We start from the raw sequence: 20,573 nt of genomic DNA on the forward strand, positions 1-20,573 counted from the left end.
GCCACGGTTTCCATTGCTTCCTCCCTTCGAGTAAAATTTTACTAAACTATAGAAAAGTTTTTCTCAATCCTGTAGGCTAAAAATGGAGAATGCAGGCGTGATCACATTCCTAAGCCGCTGTGTTACCGTTACAGCGTCAAAGAAACGCGCTTTATTTACTGAAAACAGGTGACCCGATAAGCACTTCCTCTACAATGGGGGCGCACATCAGGGAAAGTAAAAAAGGTAAACATGGCAACATTAAAAGACATCGCAATCGAAGCTGGCGTATCCCTGGCGACAGTATCCAGGGTCTTAAATGACGATCCGACATTGAATGTGAAAGAAGAGACGAAACATCGCATTCTCGAGATCGCCGAAAAGCTGGAGTACAAGACCAGTAGCGCCCGTAAACTACAGACAGGCGCAGTCAACCAACACCATATTCTGGCTATCTACAGCTACCAGCAGGAGCTGGAGATCAACGATCCTTACTATCTGGCGATCCGCCACGGCATTGAAACTCAGTGCGAAAAGCTGGCGATCGAACTGACCAACTGTTATGAACACAACGGATTACCAGACATTAAAAACGTCACCGGTATTTTAATTGTCGGCAAACCCACGCCCGCCCTGCGCGCCGCTGCCAGCGCGTTGACCGACAATATCTGTTTTATCGACTTTCACGAACCCGGCAGCGGTTACGATGCGGTGGATATCGATCTGGCACGCATCAGTAAAGAAATCATCGACTTCTATATCAACCAGGGCGTTAATCGTATTGGTTTTATTGGCGGTGAAGATGAGCCTGGCAAGGCGGATATTCGTGAGGTCGCCTTTGCGGAATATGGCCGACTGAAACAAGTGGTACGCGAAGAGGATATCTGGCGCGGCGGTTTTTCCAGTTCGTCGGGTTATGAACTGGCAAAACAAATGCTGGCGCGGGAAGACTATCCGAAGGCACTGTTTGTTGCTTCCGATTCCATTGCTATCGGCGTACTGCGGGCAATTCATGAACGTGGCCTGAACATCCCACAAGATATTTCGCTTATCAGCGTTAACGATATCCCCACCGCGCGATTTACCTTTCCGCCGCTCTCCACCGTGCGCATCCATTCCGAGATGATGGGAAGTCAGGGCGTTAACCTGGTGTATGAAAAAGCCCGCGATGGTCGCGCGCTGCCGCTGCTAGTCTTCGTTCCCAGCAAATTAAAACTGCGCGGCACGACCCGTTAAATCCCCTTACACACTGTTCGGCAATCATTTTTGCCGGACAGTGCTGCCGTTTATTTTCGTGATCCAGTTAAAGTAAATGCATTTACCTGCTGCTTTTTAGTAAAAATTTTACTAAACCCCCAGCAATTACACAAACTACCATCACCATGAATGGTTCCGATTTCTCTCTACCGGGAGGCCCTATGAATCGCTGGGAAAACATTCAGCTCACCCACGAAAACCGACTTGCGCCGCGTGCGTACTTTTTTTCATATGATTCTGTTGCGCAAGCGCGTACCTTTGCCCGCGAAACCAGCAGCCTGTTTCTGCCCTTAAGCAGTCAGTGGAATTTCCACTTTTTTGACCATCCGCTGCAAGTACCAGAAGCCTTCACCTCTGAGTTAATGGCTGACTGGGGGCATATTACCGTCCCCGCCATGTGGCAAATGGAAGGTCACGGCAAACTGCAATATACCGACGAAGGTTTTCCGTTCCCCATCGATGTGCCGTTTGTCCCCAGCGATAACCCAACCGGTGCCTATCAACGTATTTTCACCCTCAGCGACGGCTGGCAGGGTAAACAGACGCTGATTAAATTTGACGGCGTCGAAACCTATTTTGAAGTCTACGTTAACGGTCAGTATGTGGGTTTCAGCAAGGGCAGTCGCCTGACCGCAGAGTTTGACATCAGCGCGATGGTTAAAACCGGCGACAACCTGTTGTGTGTGCGCGTGATGCAGTGGGCGGACTCTACCTACGTGGAAGACCAGGATATGTGGTGGTCGGCGGGGATCTTCCGCGATGTTTATCTGGTCGGAAAACACCTAACGCATATTAACGATTTCACTGTGCGTACCGACTTTGACGAAGCCTATTGCGATGCCACGCTTTCCTGCGAAGTGGTGCTGGAAAATCTCGCCGCCTCCCCTGTCGTCACGACGCTGGAATATACCCTGTTTGATGGCGAACGCGTGGTGCACAGCAGCGCCATTGATCATTTGGCAATTGAAAAACTGACCAGCGCCAGCTTTGCTTTTACTGTCGAACAGCCGCAGCAATGGTCAGCAGAATCCCCTTATCTTTACCATCTGGTCATGACGCTGAAAGACGCCAACGGCAACGTTCTGGAAGTGGTGCCACAACGCGTTGGCTTCCGTGATATCAAAGTGCGCGACGGTCTGTTCTGGATCAATAACCGTTATGTGATGCTGCACGGCGTCAACCGTCACGACAACGATCATCGCAAAGGCCGCGCCGTTGGAATGGATCGCGTCGAGAAAGATCTCCAGTTGATGAAGCAGCACAATATCAACTCCGTGCGTACCGCTCACTACCCGAACGATCCGCGTTTTTACGAACTGTGTGATATCTACGGCCTGTTTGTGATGGCGGAAACCGACGTCGAATCGCACGGCTTTGCTAATGTCGGCGATATCAGCCGTATTACCGACGATCCGCAGTGGGAAAAAGTCTACGTCGAGCGCATTGTTCGCCATATCCACGCACAGAAAAACCATCCGTCGATCATCATCTGGTCGCTGGGCAATGAATCCGGCTATGGCTGTAACATCCGCGCGATGTACCATGCGGCGAAAGCGCTGGATGACACGCGACTGGTTCATTACGAAGAAGATCGCGATGCTGAAGTGGTCGATATTATTTCCACCATGTACACCCGCGTGCCGCTGATGAATGAGTTTGGTGAATACCCGCATCCGAAGCCGCGCATCATCTGTGAATATGCTCATGCGATGGGGAACGGACCGGGCGGGCTGACGGAGTACCAGAACGTCTTCTATAAGCACGATTGCATTCAGGGTCATTATGTCTGGGAGTGGTGCGACCACGGGATCCAGGCACAGGACGACCACGGCAATGTCTGGTATAAATTCGGCGGCGACTACGGCGACTATCCCAACAACTATAACTTCTGTCTTGATGGTTTGATCTATTCCGATCAGACGCCGGGATCGGGCCTGAAAGAGTACAAACAGGTTATCGCGCCGGTAAAAATCCACGCGCTGACTCGCGGCGAGTTGAAAGTCGAAAATAAACTGTGGTTTACCACGCTTGATGACTACACCCTGCACGCAGAGGTGCGCGCCGAAGGTGAAACGCTCGCGACGCAGCAGATTAAACTGCGCGACGTTGCGCCGAACAGCGAAGCCCCCTTGCAGATCACGCTGCCGCAGCTGGACGCCCGCGAAGCGTTCCTCAACATTACGGTGACCAAAGATTCCCGCACCCGCTACAGCGAAGCCGGGCATTCTATCGCCACTTATCAGTTCCCGCTGAAGGAAAACACCGCGCAGCCAGTGCCTTTCGCACCAAATAATGCGCGTCCGCTGACGCTGGAAGACGATCGTTTGAGCTGCACCGTTCGCGGCTACAACTTCGCGATCACCTTCTCAAAAATGAGTGGCAAACCGACATCCTGGCAGGTAAATGGCGAGTCGCTGCTGACCCGCGAGCCAAAGATCAACTTCTTCAAGCCGATGATCGACAACCACAAGCAGGAGTACGAAGGGTTGTGGCAGCCGAATCATTTGCAGATCATGCAGGAACATCTGCGCGACTTTGCCGTAGAACAGAGCGATGGTGAAGTGTTGATCATCAGCCGCACAGTTATTGCACCGCCGGTGTTTGACTTCGGGATGCGCTGTACCTACATCTGGCGCATCGCTGCCGATGGCCAGGTTAACGTGGCGCTTTCCGGCGAGCGTTACGGCGACTATCCGCACATCATTCCGTGCATCGGTTTCACCATGGGGATTAACGGCGAATACGATCAGGTGGCGTATTACGGTCGTGGACCGGGCGAAAACTACGCCGACAGCCAGCAGGCTAACATCATCGATATCTGGCGCAGCACCGTCGATGCCATGTTCGAGAACTATCCCTTCCCGCAGAACAACGGCAACCGTCAGCATGTCCGCTGGACGGCACTGACTAACCGCCACGGCAACGGTCTGCTGGTGGTTCCGCAGCGCCCAATTAACTTCAGCGCCTGGCACTATACCCAGGAAAACATCCACGCTGCCCAGCACTGTAACGAGCTGCAGCGCAGTGATGACATCACCCTGAACCTCGACCACCAGCTACTTGGCCTCGGCTCCAACTCCTGGGGCAGCGAGGTGCTGGACTCCTGGCGCGTCTGGTTCCGTGACTTCAGCTACGGCTTTACGTTGCTGCCGGTTTCTGGCGGAGAAGCTACCGCGCAAAGCCTGGCGTCGTATGAGTTCGGCGCAGGGTTCTTTTCCACGAATTTGCACAGCGAGAATAAGCAATGAGGATCATCGATAACTTAGAACAGTTCCGCCAGATTTACGCCTCTGGCAAGAAGTGGCAACGCTGCGTTGAAGCGATTGAAAATATCGACAACATTCAGCCTGGCGTCGCCCACTCCATCGGTGATTCATTGACCTACCGTGTGGAAAATGACTCCGCGACCGATGCGCTATTTACCGGGCATCGACGCTATTTTGAAGTGCATTACTACCTGCAAGGGCAGCAAAAAATTGAATATGCGCCGAAAGAGACATTACAGGTAGTGGAATATTATCGTGATGAAACTGACCGTGAATATTTAAAAGGCTGCGGAGAAACCGTAGAGGTCCACGAAGGGCAAATCGTTATTTGCGATATCCATGAAGCGTATCGGTTTATCTGCAATAACGCGGTCAAAAAAGTGGTTCTCAAAGTCACCATCGAAGATGGTTATTTCCATAACAAATAACAACTACGGCGGCAAAAGGAGTTTGCCGCCACCGCTACCCTACACATTTTCGGAGATGTGTTATGTCTGATACCAAACGTAATACAATCGGCAAATTCGGCTTGCTCTCGCTGACTTTTGCCGCCGTTTACAGCTTTAACAACGTTATCAATAATAATATTGAGCTTGGACTGGCCTCGGCACCGATGTTTTTCCTCGCGACGATTTTTTATTTTATTCCCTTCTGTCTGATCATCGCAGAATTTGTTTCGTTAAATAAAAACTCAGAAGCCGGTGTCTACGCGTGGGTAAAAAGTTCGCTGGGCGGACGTTGGGCATTTATTACTGCCTACACTTACTGGTTCGTAAATCTGTTCTTTTTCACCTCGCTGTTGCCGCGCGTTATTGCTTATGCTTCGTATGCCTTCCTCGGCTACGAATATATTATGACGCCGGTTGCCACCACCGTTATCAGTATGGTGCTGTTCGCCTTCTCCACCTGGGTTTCCACCAACGGGGCGAAAATGCTGGGGCCAATTACCTCCGTCACTTCAACGCTGATGCTGCTGTTAACGCTCTCCTACATTTTACTGGCAGGTACGGCACTGGTTGGCGGCGTACAGCCTGCCGATCCGATCACCGTTGACGCGATGATCCCGAACTTCAACTGGGCGTTCCTCGGCGTTACCACCTGGATCTTTATGGCCGCAGGTGGCGCGGAGTCCGTCGCGGTGTACGTTAACGACGTCAAAGGCGGTTCGAAATCGTTCGTTAAAGTGATCATCCTCGCCGGGATTTTTATCGGCGTACTGTATTCCGTCTCCTCGGTGCTGATTAACGTCTTCGTCAGCAGCAAAGAGTTGAAATTTACCGGCGGATCGGTGCAGGTATTCCACGGCATGGCGGCGTATTTTGGTCTGCCGGAAGCGTTGATGAATCGCTTTGTCGGTCTGGTGTCCTTTACCGCAATGTTCGGTTCCCTGCTGATGTGGACCGCAACGCCGGTGAAAATTTTCTTCTCCGAAATCCCGGAAGGCATCTTTGGTAAGAAAACCGTCGAACTTAACGAAAACGGCGTTCCGGCGCGCGCAGCATGGATCCAGTTTCTGATCGTCATCCCGCTGATGATTATCCCGATGCTCGGTTCCAATACCGTGCAGGATCTGATGAATACCATTATTAATATGACCGCCGCAGCGTCCATGCTTCCGCCGTTATTCATCATGCTGGCTTACCTGAATTTACGCGCCAAATTAGATCACCTGCCACGCGATTTCCGTATGGGCTCCCGCCGCACCGGTATTATCGTTGTTTCAATGCTGATTGCGATATTTGCCGTAGGGTTTGTCGCTTCGACATTCCCGACTGGCGCGAATATTCTGACCATCATTTTTTATAACGTCGGCGGTATTGTTATCTTCCTCGGCTTTGCGTGGTGGAAATACAGCAAATATATAAAGGGATTAACGGCTGAAGAGCGCCATATTGAAGCGACGCCAGCCAGCAATGTTGATTAAGCAGACTAATAAAAAATGAGCAGGCATTTTCCCTCTTCCTGGATGAGGAGAGGGAAAATAGTTTCTGCCTTTATATTTTTATAATTACAACGATAAAAGGCTGTACTTTTTCTTTAGCTCATGGATTAACACAATGAAATTAATCACTGCACCATGCAGAGCATTACTTGCTCTGCCGTTTTGCTACGCCTTTTCTGCGGCAGGAGAAGAAGCACGTCCGGCAGAACATGACGACACAAAAACACCCGCAATTACCTCGACATCTTCTCCTTCATTTCGTTTTTACGGCGAATTAGGGCTTGGTGGATATATGGATTTAGAGGGTGAGAATAAACATAAATACAGCGACGGCACCTATATTGAAGGTGGCCTGGAGATGAAGTACGGCTCCTGGTTCGGCCTGATTTACGGCGAAGGCTGGACCGTGCAGGCCGACCACGACGGTAATGCCTAGGTGCCTGACCATAGCTGGGGTGGTTTCGAAGGTGGGATTAACCGTTTCTATGGCGGTTATCGTACCAATGATGGCACCGAAATCATGCTCAGTCTGCGTCAGGATTCCTCGCTGGATGACCTGCAATGGTGGGGCGACTTCACACCCGATTTGGGCTACGTCATTCCCAATACCCGCGACATTATGACCGCGCTGAAGGTACAGAACTTAAGCGGCAACTTTCGTTATAGCGTCACCGCCACACCTGCCGGACATCATGACGAAAGCAAAGCCTGGCTACATTTTGGCAAGTACGATCGCTACGACGACAAATACACCTATCCGGCAATGGATGAACGGTTACATCCAGTATGACCTTGCCGAAGGCATCACCTGGATGAATGGTCTGGAAATTACCGACGGCACAGGACAACTCTATCTCACGGGCCTGTTTACCCCTAACTTTGCCGCTCGCGCCTGGCACCATACCGGACGTGCCGACGGGCTGGACGTACCGGGAAGTGAAAGCGGGATGATGGTGAGCGCCATGTATGAAGCGTTAAAAGGCGTTTATCTCTCCACCGCTTACACCTACGCCAAACATCGCCCTGACCACGCTGACGATGAAACCACCTCTTTCATGCAGTTTGGTATCTGGTACGAATATGGCGGCGGACGTTTCGCCACGGCTTTTGATAGCCGCTTCTACATGAAAAATGCCTCTAACGATCCCAGCGACCAAATCTTCCTGATGCAATATTTCTACTGGTAATAAGGACTGTAATCTCATGAAAATCAAAACTATTTTAACGCCAGTAACCTGCGCTCTGCTGATAAGTTTTTCCGCTCATGCCGCTAACGCCGACAATTATAAAAACGTGATTAACCGTACTGGTGCGCCGCAGTACATGAAGGATTACGATTACGACGATCACCAGCGTTTTAATCCGTTTTTCGATCTCGGAGCCTGGCATGGTCATCTGTTGCCAGACGGCCCGAACACCATGGGCGGCTTTCCGGGCGTTGCGCTGCTGACGGAAGAATACATCAACTTTATGGCCAGCAATTTCGACCGCCTGACTGTCTGGCAAGACGGCAAGAAAGTCAACTTCACGCTGGAGGCATACAGTATTCCCGGCGCGCTGGTGCAAAAACTGACAGCAAAAGATGTGCAGGTCGAAATGACTCTGCGCTTCGCCACGCCGCGCACGTCACTACTGGAAACTAAAATCATCAGCAATAAACCGCTGGATCTGGTGTGGGATGGCGAACTGCTGGAAAAACTGGAAGCGAAAGAAGGGAAACCGCTTTCCGATAAAACCATTGCTGGCGAATACCCTGACTATCAGCGCAAAATCAGCGCCACCCGTGATGGCCTGAAAGTCACCTTTGGCAAAGTGCGCGCCACCTGGGATCTGCTGACCTCCGGCGAATCGGAATATCAGGTGCATAAATCCCTGCCGGTGCAGACTGAAATCAACGGTAATCGCTTTACCAGTAAGGCGCATATCAACGGTTCGACCACGCTCTACACCACCTATTCCCATCTGCTGACCGCTCAGGAAGTTAGCAAAGAGCAAATGCAGATCCGCGATATTCTGGCGCGTCCGGCGTTTTATCTCACCGCCTCGCAGCAACGCTGGGAAGAATACCTGAAGAAAGGGTTAACCAATCCGGATGCGACGCCGGAACAGACGCGCGTCGCGGTGAAAGCGATCGAAACGCTCAACGGTAACTGGCGCTCACCGGGCGGTGCGGTGAATTATAACACCGTCACGCCGTCGGTGACCGGACGCTGGTTCTCCGGCAATCAGACCTGGCCGTGGGATACCTGGAAGCAGGCGTTTGCGATGGCGCATTTCAATCCGGATATCGCCAAAGAGAATATCCGCGCGGTCTTCTCCTGGCAGATCCAGCCTGGCGACAGCGTGCGTCCGCAGGATGTGGGCTTTGTCCCCGACCTGATAGCGTGGAACCTTAGCCCCGAGCGTGGTGGCGATGGCGGCAACTGGAACGAACGTAATACCAAACCCAGCCTTGCCGCCTGGTCGGTGATGGAAGTATACAACGTCACCCAGGATAAAGCCTGGTTGGCAGAGATGTACCCGAAACTGGTGGCCTATCACGACTGGTGGTTACGTAACCGCGATCATAACGGCAACGGGGTGCCGGAATATGGCGCGACCCGCGACAAAGCCCACAACACCGAGAGCGGCGAGATGCTGTTTACGGTGAAAAAAGGCGATAAAGAAGAGACGCAGTCTGGGCTGAACAACTACGCCCGCGTGGTGGAGAAAGGCCAGTACGACAGTCTGGAAATTCCGGCACAGGTCGCTGCGTCGTGGGAATCGGGGCGTGATGATGCCGCCGTCTTTGGTTTTATCGACAAAGAACAGTTGGATAAATATGTCGCTAATGGCGGCAAACGTAGCGACTGGACGGTGAAATTCGCCGAAAACCGCAGTCAGGACGGAACGTTGCTGGGCTACTCGCTATTGCAGGAGTCGGTGGATCAGGCCAGCTATATGTACAGCGATAACCATTATCTGGCGGAGATGGCAACCATCCTCGGTAAGCCAGAAGAGGCCAAACGCTATCGCCAGTTGGCACAGCAGCTCGCGGACTACATCAACACCTGTATGTTCGACCCGACTACCCAGTTCTACTATGACGTACGTATTGAAGATAAACCACTGGCGAACGGCTGCGCGGGCAAACCGATTGTTGAGCGCGGTAAAGGGCCGGAAGGCTGGTCGCCGCTGTTTAACGGTGCGGCAACGCAGGCCAATGCCGACGCGGTGGTGAAGGTGATGCTCGATCCTAAAGAGTTCAACACATTTGTTCCGCTGGGAACGGCGGCGTTAACCAATCCGGCTTTTGGCGCTGATATCTACTGGCGCGGGCGCGTATGGGTGGATCAGTTCTGGTTTGGTCTGAAAGGGATGGAGCGTTACGGTTATCGTGATGATGCCCTGAAGCTGGCGGATACGTTCTTCAGGCACGCCAAAGGATTAACCGCCGATGGCCCAATTCAGGAGAATTACAACCCGCTGACAGGCGCGCAGCAAGGCGCACCAAATTTCTCCTGGAGTGCCGCTCATTTGTATATGTTGTATAACGATTTTTTCCGTAAGCAGTAATTTGCAACGGCTGGCGGATGCGGCGTGAACGCCTTATCCGCCCTACATGTGCAATCCCCCAAGCCGGATAAAACACGGCAAGCGTCGCATCCGGCGTTACCACCGGGCGTATTCTTTTTGAATCCCATCACAAACCCCGCACTCCCCTTTTCCCTTTTCTCCATCGACGGCTAAATTAGAACTCATCCGACTACATAACAATTATTTTACATACTGGACAATTTTATGAGCTACCCGTCGCTGTTCGCCCCGCTGGATTTAGGTTTTACCACGTTAAAAAACCGCGTGTTGATGGGTTCAATGCACACCGGGCTGGAGGAATACCCGGACGGTGCTGAACGGCTGGCTGCGTTTTATGCCGAACGCGCCCGTCACGGCGTGGCGCTGATTGTCAGCGGCGGCATTGCACCAGATTTAACAGGCGTTGGCATGGAAGGTGGCGCAATGCTCAACGACGCCAGCCAGATCCCACACCATCGCACCATTACCGAAGCCGTACATCAGGAAGGCGGCAAAATCGCCCTGCAAATTTTGCATACCGGGCGCTACAGCTACCAACCGCATCTGGTCGCACCGTCCGCATTGCAGGCCCCCATCAACCGTTTCGTTCCTCACGAACTCACCCATGAAGAGATCCTGCAACTGATCGACGATTTCGCCCGCTGCGCGCAACTGGCGCGGGAGGCCGGATACGATGGCGTCGAAGTGATGGGCTCTGAAGGGTATTTGATCAACGAATTTCTGACGCTGCGCACCAATCAGCGTAGTGACCAGTGGGGCGGCGATTACCGCAACCGGATGCGATTTGCCGTAGAAGTAGTGCGTACGGTGCGCGAACGCGTCGGCAACGACTTCATTATTATTTACCGGTTGTCGATGCTCGACCTAGTCGAAGGCGGCGGCACTTTTGCCGAAACGGTAGAACTGGCGCAGGCCATTGAAGCGGCGGGCGCGACCATTATCAACACCGGAATAGGCTGGCACGAAGCGCGGATTCCGACCATCGCCACGCCCGTGCCGCGCGGCGCATTTAGCTGGGTCACGCGCAAACTGAAAGGCCACGTCTCGCTGCCGCTGGTAACCACCAACCGGATTAACGATCCGCAGGTTGCCGACGATATTCTCTCGCGCGGCGATGCCGATATAGTATCGATGGCGCGACCGTTTCTCGCGGATGCGGAACTGCTGTCAAAAGCGCAATCAGGGCGAGCCGATGAGATCAACACTTGTATTGGCTGCAACCAGGGCTGCCTCGATCAGATCTTCGTTGGCAAAGTCACCTCGTGCCTGGTGAATCCTCGCGCCTGCCACGAAACCAAAATGCCAATCCTTCCCGCCGTGCAGAAAAAAAATCTGGCGGTGGTCGGCGCTGGACCTGCTGGGCTGGCGTTTGCCATTAACGCGGCGGCGCGTGGGCATCAGGTAACATTGTTTGATGCGCACAGCGAGATCGGCGGGCAGTTTAATATCGCCAAACAGATCCCCGGCAAAGAGGAGTTTTACGAAACGCTGCGCTACTACCGCCGGATGATCGAAGTGACGGGCGTGACGCTGAAACTCAATCACACCGTGACGGCGGATCAGTTACAGGCGTTCGATGAAACGATCCTCGCCAGTGGGATCGTGCCGCGTGTTCCGCCTATCGACGGGATCGATCATCCGAAGGTATTGAGTTATCTCGATGTACTGCGCGACAAAGCGCCGGTAGGCAACAAGGTTGCCATCATCGGTTGTGGCGGGATTGGTTTTGATACGGCGATGTATTTAAGTCAGCCGGGCGAATCCACCAGCCAGAATATCGCCAGGTTCTGTAATGAGTGGGGGATCGACAGCAGCCTACAACAGGCTGGTGGCTTAAGCCCGCAGGGAATGCAGATCCCGCGTAGCCCACGGCAAATTGTGATGCTCCAGCGCAAAGCCAGCAAACCGGGACAGGGGTTAGGCAAAACCACCGGCTGGATCCATCGCACCACCCTGCTCTCGCGGGGTGTGAAAATGATCCCAGGCGTAAGTTATCAGAAGATTGACGATGACGGGCTGCATGTGGTGATCAACGGCGAAACGCAGGTATTAGCAGTGGACAATGTGGTGATCTGCGCAGGGCAAGAGCCAAACCGCGCGCTGGCGCAACCGCTGATTGATAGCGGGAAAACTGTGCATTTAATTGGCGGCTGCGATGTGGCTATGGAGCTGGACGCACGACGGGCAATTGCCCAGGGAACACGGCTGGCGCTGGAGATTTAAATCGTTATTTGAAGCGCCGGATGCAACGCATTCGGCACGTCGCGTTAATCAATAAACAAGGCGGGAGAAATGCCGAATCGCGTTGCCAATTTTTTAGCGTGTTCCAGCGTTAATTTCCTCTTCCCGCTCAAAACGCGTGACACCATAGATTTACTGCCAATTTCCGGCAGATCGGAAAGGGTTAAACCATATTGATCCATAAGGGTACGAATCACGGCTATACCGCCAGGCATGGCTTGAGCCATGGCATTAAATTCCGCAAATTCGGGCGCTGATTCTTCCCACGCGGTTATTTTGGCACACACCAGATCCAGCAAGGGGTTTTCAGGATCGTTGAGCAGCAGATGATCTACCAGTTCCAGCGCCTGGGTGTATTGTTCCTCGTTCTGAATACCCGCCAGAAAAGGTGCCACAGCAGTTAGCTTTTCTCCTGCTTGCAAGATGTCGGCAATCGCAATCATTTTTTCCCCTTAGTACGATGAACAGCGGTAAAGAAATCGTATTCTTTATGCGTCATAACTTCACGTATGTAGCACTTTTGCGATTCAAAAAAGACCATTGCTACAACACGTAATTCATTGCCCCCAACATTGAAAACATAATGCTTATCCAGATATTTGAAGTTATCCAGAGATGGGAATACTGCTTTTAATGACTCAGGTTTTTTGAAATATCCCTTAGCAATCGTGTTCCCCAGAGCCACCAACTCCGTTTTATGTTGCGGGTATTTTTCCGCAGCATCTTTCAATGCTTTTTGAGTTATCAGGTGCATTCTTCATCACGTCCGTTGACAAATTGGCAATATGATAACATCCGTTGACAGATTGGCAACGGATGAATTTATCTGTGTGACGGAAGAATAAACGTAGAAAAACGCTAAACAAGAGAATGTAGAGGATGGTGACAGGGATTTTTTGTTTTATGGAAGCGCGATTCCAGAACTGAGCAGACATTGCCGGATGCGACGCTTGCCGCGTCTTATCCGGCCTGGGGGTAACGTGCTGAACGTAGGCCGGATAAGGCGTTTACGCCGCATCCGGCAGGTAACTCCCAATCTTACCGACGACGTCCCAGCTTCACCGCTTTCAGCACCACAAATTTATTATTCGTCGCAATAGTGGTGCAGTTGCCGAAAATTTTCTTCAGTTTATGGAAGTAATCCAGATGGCGGTTGGCAACGATATACAGCTCGCCGTTGATTTTCAGGCAGCGGCGGGCGTAGTGGAACATCTCCCAGGCGACGTTATCGGTCAGCGCATGTTGTTGGTGAAACGGAGGGTTGCAGAGCACAGCATTAAAGCGGAAAGGCTCCACGCCGGAGAGCGCGTTGTTGATCATAAACTCGCTGCGATCCAACGCCTCTGGCATGTTGGTTTCAACGTTCAAACGGCTGGAAGCAACCGCCATCGGCGATTCATCGACAAACACCACTTTCGCCTGCGGGTTTTTATCAAGCAGCGTCAGACCAATAACGCCATTACCGCAACCGAGATCGACAATCTCCCCTTCGAGATTCTCTGGCAGATGTTGCATAAAGAAGCGCGCGCCGATATCAAGCCCGGTGCGGGAGAAGACATTCGCATGGTTATGGATAGTCCAGTCAGTACCTTCCAGCTTCCAGCTAACGGTCTGCGGCGCATCGGCCAGCGGCGGTTCATTGAACGTGCAATTAATCAGGCGCGCTTTTTTCCATGCCAGCGTGGTGGTGGTCGGGCCGAGCACTTTTTCGAACAGTTCCAGCGTGGAAGTGTGAATGTCACGGGCTTTGGCACCGGCAATAATACGTGTATCCGACGTGACCACTTTGCGCAGCGCACGCAGTTGCTGTTCCAGCAATGCCAGTGTTTTCGGCACTTTGATCAGCACCACACCCGGCTGTTGCGGGTAGTCGGCGGTGCTGTCGAGAAACTTCACGCTCGACTCATCAATCCCGTTTAGGCGTAAATTCTCGCGCGTCGCCAGTTCACTGATGTATGAGTCGCCAATGCTGTACGGCTTATGTTCCGCCAGCGCGCAGCTTAACGCACCAAAGGCATCATTCAGGATCAACACCGGGCCGAGGATTTCTGTGTCGTCCAACTGTTGCAGCAAATATTCATCTGCCGCTTCCCACGCCTGTAGCGGGTTAACGTCATCCGTCGCCGGAAAACGTTGTAGTGTCAGTGAACGGAAACCGTTGTCTAAGTGGCTCATCGGCCCTCCTGAATGATAAAATTTCGACGTTGCCCCTGAAAAGGGTGCGTGAGTATACCCTTTTTCTCTTTTTCGTGGGCGGTTATGAGCAATCTTACTTATCTTCAGGGTTATCCCGAGCAGCTGCTTTCGCAGGTGCGAACACTGATTAACGAACAGCGTCTGGGCGATGTGCTGGCAAAACGCTATCCGGGAACACACGACTACGCCACCGATAAAGCTCTCTGGCAATATACTCAGGATCTGAAAAATCAGTTTCTGCGTAATGCCCCGCCGATCAATAAAGTGATGTATGACAATAAGATCCATGTGCTAAAAAACGCGCTCGGGTTACATACCGCTGTTTCTCGTGTGCAGGGCAGCAAGCTGAAAGCAAAAGCAGAGATCCGCGTCGCTACCGTGTTTCGCAACGCGCCGGAACCGTTTTTGCGCATGATCGTGGTGCACGAGCTGGCGCACCTGAAGGAGAAAGAGCATAACAAAGCGTTCTATCAATTGTGCTGCCATATGGAGCCGCAGTACCACCAGCTTGAGTTCGACACCCGGCTGTGGCTAACGCAGTTGTCGCTTGGGCAGGACAAAATCTGAAAATGATGTCAGGCGTTATCTTTTCTTTCTTTAGCGCCTAAAATCGACCTCCCCCCTTTCGTTAAGGATAACGACCATGCTGCGCGCATTTGCCCGCCTTCTTCTCCGTATTTGTTTTTCTCGCCGGACTCTAAAGATTGCCTGCTTACTGTTACTTGTGGCAGGAGCGACCATTTTTATCGCCGATCGCGTTATGGTCAACGCCAGCAAGCAGCTGACCTGGGGCGATGTCAACGCCGTCCCGGCGCGTAACGTGGGTTTATTGCTGGGGGCGAGGCCGGGTAATCGCTACTTTACCCGACGTATTGATACCGCAGCAGCGTTGTACCACGCCGGAAAAGTGAAATGGCTACTGGTGAGTGGCGATAACGGACGTAAAAATTACGATGAAGCATCAGGTATGCAGCAGGCTTTGATCGCTAAAGGCGTACCGGCGAAAGTGATCTTTTGCGACTATGCCGGATTCTCAACGCTGGATTCGGTAGTGCGTGCCAAAAAGGTGTTTGGGGAAAACCATATCACCATTATCTCGCAAGAATTTCATAACCAACGCACCATCTGGCTGGCAAAACAGTACGGCATCGACGCTATCGGGTTTAACGCGCCAGACCTCAATATGAAGCACGGTTTTTATACTCAACTGCGGGAGAAACTCGCTCGTGTCAGCGCGGTGATTGACGCAAAAATCCTCCATCGCCAGCCGAAATATCTCGGGCCATCGGTCATGATTGGGCCGTTTAGTGAGCATGGCTGTCCGGCGAAAGAATAATGCGTATCTGCGCACGTCGAAGATGAAAAAGGCGTGCTACATTGACGACAGAATCCCTTTATGGAGTATCCACGCGTTATGATACGTTTCGCTGTGATTGGTACGAACTGGATCACTCGCCAGTTCGTCGAGGCCGCCCATGAGAGCGGTAAATACAAGTTAACCGCCGTATATTCCCGCAGCCTTGAGCAGGCTCAGCACTTCGCCAATGATTTTTCTGTCGAGCATCTGTTTACGTCGCTGGAAGCGATGGCGGAAAGCGATGCCATTGACGCGGTGTATATTGCCAGCCCGAATTCCCTGCACTTTTCCCAGACACAACTTTTCCTTAGCCATAAAATTCATGTGATTTGCGAAAAACCGCTGGCGTCGAATCTGGCGGAAGTGGATGCCGCCATTGCCTGTGCGCGCGAAAATCAGGTGGTGCTGTTTGAGGCATTTAAAACCGCCTGCCTGCCGAACTTTCATTTGTTGCGCCAGGCGCTGCCGAAAGCAGGCAAACTGCGTAAAGTCTTTTTCAACTATTGCCAGTATTCCTCGCGGTATCAACGTTACCTGGACGGTGAGAATCCCAACACCTTTAATCCGGCATTCTCTAACGGTTCAATTATGGATATCGGCTTTTACTGCCTGGCGTCGGCGGTGGCGTTATTTGGTGAGCCGAAAAGCGTGCAGGCAACGGCGAGTTTGCTGGCAAGCGGCGTTGACGCCCACGGCGTGGTGGTGATGGATTACGGTGATTTCAGCGTCACCTTGCAGCACTCAAAGGTCAGTGATTCTGTCCTGGGAAGCGAGATTCAGGGCGAAGCGGGATCGCTGGTGATTGAAAAACTGTCTGAATGCCAGAAAGTCTGCTTTGTGCCGCGTGGCAGCCAGATGCAGGATCTCACCCAGCCGCAGCATATTAATACCATGCTCTACGAAGCAGAGCTGTTCGCTACCCTGGTGGATGAGCATCTGGTGGATCATCCAGGGCTGGCGGTCAGTCGCATCACAGCCAAACTGCTGACCGAGATCCGCCGCCAAACTGGGGTGATTTTTCCGGCAGATAGCGTAAAACTATACTTGCCAAAGTAAAACAGTGTAAAAGGTATGTAACAGACCATTGACTGACTGAATGGTCTGTCATACTTTGTTACCTGCAAAGGGGAGTAACTTCATTGCCGGTCGATCGTCATTACGATGAGTGAAAAACCACATCCGGTCACCGGGCAACCCGAAAGGAATACGCAGACGTATTCCTTTTTTGTTGTAAGTGAGACCTTGCCGGAAGGCGAGGTCTATGCATAAAAAGCAGCGGCTGACGTCTTCCGACGTTGGCCGTTTTTTTATGTGTAAGGAACTTCTATGAATACTGTCGGCACGCCGTTGCTATGGGGCGGATTCGCTGTTGTTGTCGCCATTATGCTGGCTATCGACCTGTTGTTGCAGGGGCGTCGTGGGGCACATGCCATGACCATGAAACAGGCTGCGGCCTGGTCGCTGGTCTGGGTGACGCTGTCGTTACTGTTTAACGCCGCTTTCTGGTGGTATCTGGTGCAAACCGAAGGTCGCGCCGTTGCCGATCCACAGGCCCTGGCCTTTCTCACGGGTTATCTGATTGAGAAATCGCTGGCGGTCGATAACGTCTTTGTCTGGCTGATGTTGTTCAGCTATTTCTCCGTTCCGGCGGCATTACAACGTCGCGTGCTGGTGTATGGCGTGCTCGGGGCGATTGTTCTGCGTACCATCATGATCTTCACAGGCAGCTGGCTGATTTCGCAGTTCGACTGGATCCTGTATATCTTCGGTGCCTTCCTGCTGTTTACCGGCGTGAAGATGGCGCTCGCCCATGAAGATGAATCAGGCATTGGCGACAAGCCGCTGGTGCGCTGGCTACGCGGTCATTTGCGCATGACCGACACCATCGACAACGAGCATTTCTTTGTGCGTAAGAATGGATTGCTGTACGCCACACCGCTGATGCTGGTACTGATTCTGGTGGAATTGAGCGACGTGATTTTTGCCGTGGATAGCATTCCGGCTATCTTCGCCGTGACCACTGACCCGTTCATTGTGCTGACCTCAAACCTGTTTGCAATCCTCGGCCTGCGTGCGATGTATTTCCTGCTGGCGGGCGTAGCAGAGCGTTTCTCGATGCTCAAATATGGCCTAGCGGTGATTCTGGTGTTTATCGGTATCAAGATGCTGATTGTCGACTTCTACCATATTCCAATCGCCGTCTCGCTGGGCGTGGTGTTTGGCATTCTGGTGATGACGTTTATTATCAACGCCTGGGTGAATTATCGGCATGATAAGCAGCGGGGATAACTCATTCCAGACAAAGGTGAGCTATTAATTATGTAATCGGCTTATAGCTCTTTACAAAAAGACCGCACGGGTGTTGGTGGCGTCAAAATCGCCGAAGCGTTCCCTGGAGGCCGGGGCGAGGGCGCATCTTACAGGGACGTTACCTTGCGCCCGACAGAATGATTCGCTGTATATTAAGCCATTCCTAGACCGGTAGCCGCAAGGGATAGGCTGAGGGAACCGCGCAGCGGCGATTTTGTTCGCCAGAGCCTGGGGGTGCAGGGGGCGGCGGCGACTGGCTGCCCCCTGCGCGCTCCCTGCGCCAGTGACTTTATATGGCATAACACGTTAAAGGAGCGCAACCGTTCTCATATTCCAAATAGTTTTGCCCATATGTTATCTAATCAGCCTTAGTAGCCAGTCCTTCCCTCTGTTTATGTTAAATAAATGCAACCATTAAGTTGCAAAACATGACCTCTCTTTAAAATCCAGCATTTTTCGCTTCCCGAAGCTGTAACTTTCCTTATACTCGACCTTGCAAACACTTTGTTACATCCTGAAAGATGCGTCGACAGAACGCACCAGGGATGTGCGACAACACAATGAAAGGATCGAAAAATGACTACGCAACGTTCACCGGGGCTATTCCGGCGTCTGGCTCATGGCAGCCTGGTAAAACAAATCCTGGTCGGCCTTGTTCTGGGGATTCTTCTGGCATGGATCTCAAAACCCGCGGCGGAAGCTGTTGGTCTGTTAGGTACTTTGTTCGTCGGCGCACTGAAAGCTGTTGCCCCCATCCTGGTGTTGATGCTGGTAATGGCATCTATTGCTAACCACCAGCACGGGCAGAAAACCAATATCCGTCCTATTTTGTTCCTCTATCTGCTGGGCACCTTCTCTGCAGCTCTGGCCGCAGTAGTCTTCAGCTTTGCCTTCCCTTCTACCCTGCACTTGTCCAGTAGCGCGGGTGATATTTCGCCGCCGTCAGGCATTGTCGAAGTGATGCGCGGACTGGTAATGAGCATGGTTTCCAACCCCATCGACGCCCTGCTGAAAGGTAACTACATCGGGATTCTGGTGTGGGCGATCGGCCTCGGCTTCGCACTGCGTCACGGTAACGAGACCACCAAAAACCTGGTCAATGATATGTCGAATGCCGTTACCTTTATGGTGAAACTGGTCATTCGCTTCGCACCGTTCGGTATTTTTGGGCTGGTTTCTTCTACCCTGGCAACCACCGGTTTCTCCACACTGTGGGGCTACGCGCAACTGCTGGTCGTGCTGGTTGGCTGTATGTTACTGGTGGCGCTGGTGGTTAACCCATTGCTGGTGTGGTGGAAAATTCGTCGTAACCCGTTCCCGCTGGTGCTGCTGTGCCTGCGCGAAAGCGGTGTGTATGCCTTCTTCACCCGCAGCTCTGCAGCGAACATTCCGGTGAATATGGCGCTGTGTGAAAAGCTGAATCTGGATCGCGATACCTATTCAGTTTCTATTCCGCTGGGAGCCACCATCAATATGGCGGGCGCAGCAATCACCATTACCGTGTTGACGCTGGCTGCGGTTAATACGCTGGGTATTCCGGTCGATCTGCCCACAGCGCTGCTGTTGAGCGTAGTGGCTTCTCTGTGTGCCTGTGGCGCATCCGGCGTGGCGGGGGGTTCTTTGCTGCTGATCCCACTGGCCTGTAATATGTTCGGTATTTCGAACGATATCGCCATGCAGGTGGTTGCCGTCGGCTTTATTATCGGCGTATTGCAGGACTCTTGCGAAACCGCGCTGAACTCTTCAACTGACGTGCTGTTCACTGCGGCAGCTTGCCAGGCGGAAGACGATCGTCTGGCAAATAGCGCCCTGCGTAATTAATTGTTTAACCCCTTTCGTCTATGGCGGGAGGGGTTTTCTCTACTTTAAACGGATCAATTCCCCTTTTCTGCATCCGCCAGAAACGAATGATATTCAGGCCATTCATAAGCAGAAAACTACCCTCAATCATCGTGCCGCCTATCGACCCCGCCCAGAAGTTGTGAATCACCCAGCAACACGTTGAAAACCACATCACGCAGCGCATGGTGAGCCCTTTACAGCGGAACAGCGCCCAGGTACTGACAATCGTACCGATAACCGGCAATAGTTCGACAGGATGATGGAACTTCGCGAGGCCAATTCCGCCAGTCAGCACAATAAAAATCGCCATTACCCATAAGCTGCGCGTGCGTAAGGTAATCAATGTACGAATGGCATTAAGGATGGCACTGGCACCAGCGGGATAGGTGCCCAGAAGAAAAAAATGTACGCCAATAACGGCGCTATAGACCGAAAGCTGCTTTTTGAAGCGACGTTCGTCACGATTGAAAAATGTTGTGATACCAATCAGAAAGGCGATGACACCCACGCCCTGGGCCAGCCAATACGCGGTCATGATAAATCCTTAGCAGGTATGGAAAAGCAAACGGCGCTTCACATTATGAAACGCCGTTTTTTATTAACAACT

General features: G+C 52.2%; 15 protein-coding genes, 1 pseudogene and 1 other annotated feature. Of the genes and pseudogenes, 12 read left to right on the top strand and 4 right to left on the bottom strand.

Annotation, left to right across the window (positions count from 1 at the left end; genetic code table 11):
• The first annotated feature begins 231 nt into the window (after positions 1–231).
• The 7 genes and pseudogenes from ebgR to ygjL all read left to right on the top strand — a co-directional run bounded on the left by ebgR (position 232) and on the right by ygjL (position 12,243).
• Positions 232–1,215, top strand: coding sequence for a DNA-binding transcriptional repressor EbgR (gene ebgR / locus SF3115; protein ID NP_708881.2), 984 nt, complete (start codon positions 232–234; stop codon positions 1,213–1,215).
• Positions 1,216–1,397: 182 nt separating this feature from the next.
• Positions 1,398–4,484, top strand: a complete 3,087-nt coding sequence (gene ebgA, locus SF3116) for a cryptic beta-D-galactosidase subunit alpha (protein NP_708882.1) — start codon at positions 1,398–1,400, stop codon at positions 4,482–4,484.
• The gene (gene ebgC, locus SF3117; protein NP_708883.1) at positions 4,481–4,930 is read left to right on the top strand and encodes a cryptic beta-D-galactosidase subunit beta; all 450 of its coding nucleotides are present in this window, start codon (positions 4,481–4,483) and stop codon (positions 4,928–4,930) included. The genes ebgA and ebgC overlap by 4 nt, the downstream gene beginning before the upstream one ends.
• A 62-nt stretch (positions 4,931–4,992) precedes the next feature.
• Positions 4,993–6,426 carry an oxidoreductase gene (gene ygjI / locus SF3118; protein ID NP_708884.1) on the top strand — a complete coding sequence of 478 codons (1,434 nt, stop codon included), beginning with the start codon at positions 4,993–4,995 and terminating at the stop codon, positions 6,424–6,426.
• A 133-nt stretch (positions 6,427–6,559) separates the two neighbouring features.
• Positions 6,560–7,631 (top strand) — a sequence feature (Similar to Escherichia coli K12 conserved hypothetical protein gi: 1789461 (357 aa). BLAST with identity of 97% in 357 aa. This CDS contains an in-frame stop codon. The sequence has been checked and is believed to be correct.).
• Positions 6,560–7,631, top strand: a pseudogene (gene ygjJ, locus SF3119). Its footprint overlaps the feature before it by 1,072 nt.
• Before the next feature lie 16 nt (positions 7,632–7,647).
• Positions 7,648–9,999 (top strand): alpha-glucosidase, encoded by a 2,352-nt coding sequence (gene ygjK, locus SF3120; protein ID NP_708885.1) that lies wholly within the window; start codon positions 7,648–7,650, stop codon positions 9,997–9,999.
• Positions 10,000–10,224: 225 nt separating this feature from the next.
• Positions 10,225–12,243, top strand: a complete 2,019-nt coding sequence (gene ygjL / locus SF3121) for an NADPH dehydrogenase (protein ID NP_708886.1) — start codon at positions 10,225–10,227, stop codon at positions 12,241–12,243.
• Positions 12,244–12,287: 44 nt separating this feature from the next.
• Here ygjL and ygjM read toward each other — a convergent pair whose 3' ends face one another.
• The 3 genes from ygjM to ygjO all read right to left on the bottom strand — a co-directional run bounded on the left by ygjM (position 12,288) and on the right by ygjO (position 14,436).
• Positions 12,288–12,704, bottom strand: coding sequence for a hypothetical protein (gene ygjM, locus SF3122; RefSeq protein ID NP_708887.1), 417 nt, complete (start codon positions 12,702–12,704; stop codon positions 12,288–12,290).
• Entirely contained in the window at positions 12,701–13,015 is a 315-nt protein-coding gene (gene ygjN, locus SF3123) for a hypothetical protein (RefSeq protein NP_708888.2), read from the bottom strand. The genes ygjM and ygjN overlap by 4 nt, the downstream gene beginning before the upstream one ends.
• Positions 13,016–13,299: 284 nt before the next feature.
• Positions 13,300–14,436, bottom strand: coding sequence for an SAM-dependent 23S ribosomal RNA mG1835 methyltransferase (ygjO, locus tag SF3124; protein ID NP_708889.1), 1,137 nt, complete (start codon positions 14,434–14,436; stop codon positions 13,300–13,302).
• Between the two features lie 48 nt (positions 14,437–14,484).
• Here ygjO and ygjP point away from each other — a divergent pair, with 48 nt between their 5' ends.
• The 5 genes from ygjP (at position 14,485) to ygjU (ending at position 19,945) form a co-directional block, all read left to right on the top strand.
• On the top strand, positions 14,485–15,024 hold the full coding sequence (ygjP, locus tag SF3125; RefSeq protein NP_708890.1) for a hypothetical protein: 540 nt from the start codon (positions 14,485–14,487) through the stop codon (positions 15,022–15,024).
• A 76-nt stretch (positions 15,025–15,100) separates the two neighbouring features.
• Positions 15,101–15,793 carry a hypothetical protein gene (ygjQ, locus tag SF3126; protein NP_708891.1) on the top strand — a complete coding sequence of 231 codons (693 nt, stop codon included), beginning with the start codon at positions 15,101–15,103 and terminating at the stop codon, positions 15,791–15,793.
• A 60-nt stretch (positions 15,794–15,853) separates the two neighbouring features.
• Positions 15,854–16,870 (top strand): hypothetical protein, encoded by a 1,017-nt coding sequence (gene ygjR / locus SF3127; RefSeq protein ID NP_708892.1) that lies wholly within the window; start codon positions 15,854–15,856, stop codon positions 16,868–16,870.
• A gap of 270 nt (positions 16,871–17,140) precedes the next feature.
• The gene (gene ygjT, locus SF3128) at positions 17,141–18,103 is read left to right on the top strand and encodes a transporter (RefSeq protein NP_708893.1); all 963 of its coding nucleotides are present in this window, start codon (positions 17,141–17,143) and stop codon (positions 18,101–18,103) included.
• Between the two features lie 597 nt (positions 18,104–18,700).
• A complete protein-coding gene (gene ygjU, locus SF3129; protein NP_708894.1) occupies positions 18,701–19,945 on the top strand; it encodes a serine/threonine transporter SstT in 1,245 nt (414 codons plus the stop codon).
• A 4-nt stretch (positions 19,946–19,949) separates the two neighbouring features.
• Here the strand turns inward: ygjU and ygjV are convergent, their stop codons facing one another.
• Positions 19,950–20,501: a hypothetical protein gene (gene ygjV / locus SF3130; protein ID NP_708895.1), complete on the bottom strand. Its 552-nt coding sequence runs from the start codon at positions 20,499–20,501 to the stop codon at positions 19,950–19,952.
• Between the last annotated feature and the right edge of the window lie 72 nt (positions 20,502–20,573).

This window comes from Shigella flexneri 2a str. 301, from assembly GCF_000006925.2.
Lineage (GTDB): Bacteria > Pseudomonadota > Gammaproteobacteria > Enterobacterales > Enterobacteriaceae > ECMA0423.

What these genes read in the sequence shown, in the direction of transcription:
- ygjL (NP_708886.1), top strand. Translation starts at nt 10,225, where the DNA reads ATGAGCTACCCGTCGCTGTTCGCCCCGCTGGATTTAGGTTTTACCACG.
- ygjM (NP_708887.1), bottom strand. Translation starts at nt 12,704, where the DNA reads ATGATTGCGATTGCCGACATCTTGCAAGCAGGAGAAAAGCTAACTGCT.
- ygjU (NP_708894.1), top strand. Translation starts at nt 18,701, where the DNA reads ATGACTACGCAACGTTCACCGGGGCTATTCCGGCGTCTGGCTCATGGC.
- ygjN (NP_708888.2), bottom strand. Translation starts at nt 13,015, where the DNA reads ATGCACCTGATAACTCAAAAAGCATTGAAAGATGCTGCGGAAAAATAC.
- ygjT (NP_708893.1), top strand. Translation starts at nt 17,141, where the DNA reads ATGAATACTGTCGGCACGCCGTTGCTATGGGGCGGATTCGCTGTTGTT.
- ygjQ (NP_708891.1), top strand. Translation starts at nt 15,101, where the DNA reads ATGCTGCGCGCATTTGCCCGCCTTCTTCTCCGTATTTGTTTTTCTCGC.
- ebgR (NP_708881.2), top strand. Translation starts at nt 232, where the DNA reads ATGGCAACATTAAAAGACATCGCAATCGAAGCTGGCGTATCCCTGGCG.
- ygjI (NP_708884.1), top strand. Translation starts at nt 4,993, where the DNA reads ATGTCTGATACCAAACGTAATACAATCGGCAAATTCGGCTTGCTCTCG.
- ygjO (NP_708889.1), bottom strand. Translation starts at nt 14,436, where the DNA reads ATGAGCCACTTAGACAACGGTTTCCGTTCACTGACACTACAACGTTTT.
- ebgC (NP_708883.1), top strand. Translation starts at nt 4,481, where the DNA reads ATGAGGATCATCGATAACTTAGAACAGTTCCGCCAGATTTACGCCTCT.
- ygjV (NP_708895.1), bottom strand. Translation starts at nt 20,501, where the DNA reads ATGACCGCGTATTGGCTGGCCCAGGGCGTGGGTGTCATCGCCTTTCTG.
- ebgA (NP_708882.1), top strand. Translation starts at nt 1,398, where the DNA reads ATGAATCGCTGGGAAAACATTCAGCTCACCCACGAAAACCGACTTGCG.
- ygjK (NP_708885.1), top strand. Translation starts at nt 7,648, where the DNA reads ATGAAAATCAAAACTATTTTAACGCCAGTAACCTGCGCTCTGCTGATA.
- ygjR (NP_708892.1), top strand. Translation starts at nt 15,854, where the DNA reads ATGGAGTATCCACGCGTTATGATACGTTTCGCTGTGATTGGTACGAAC.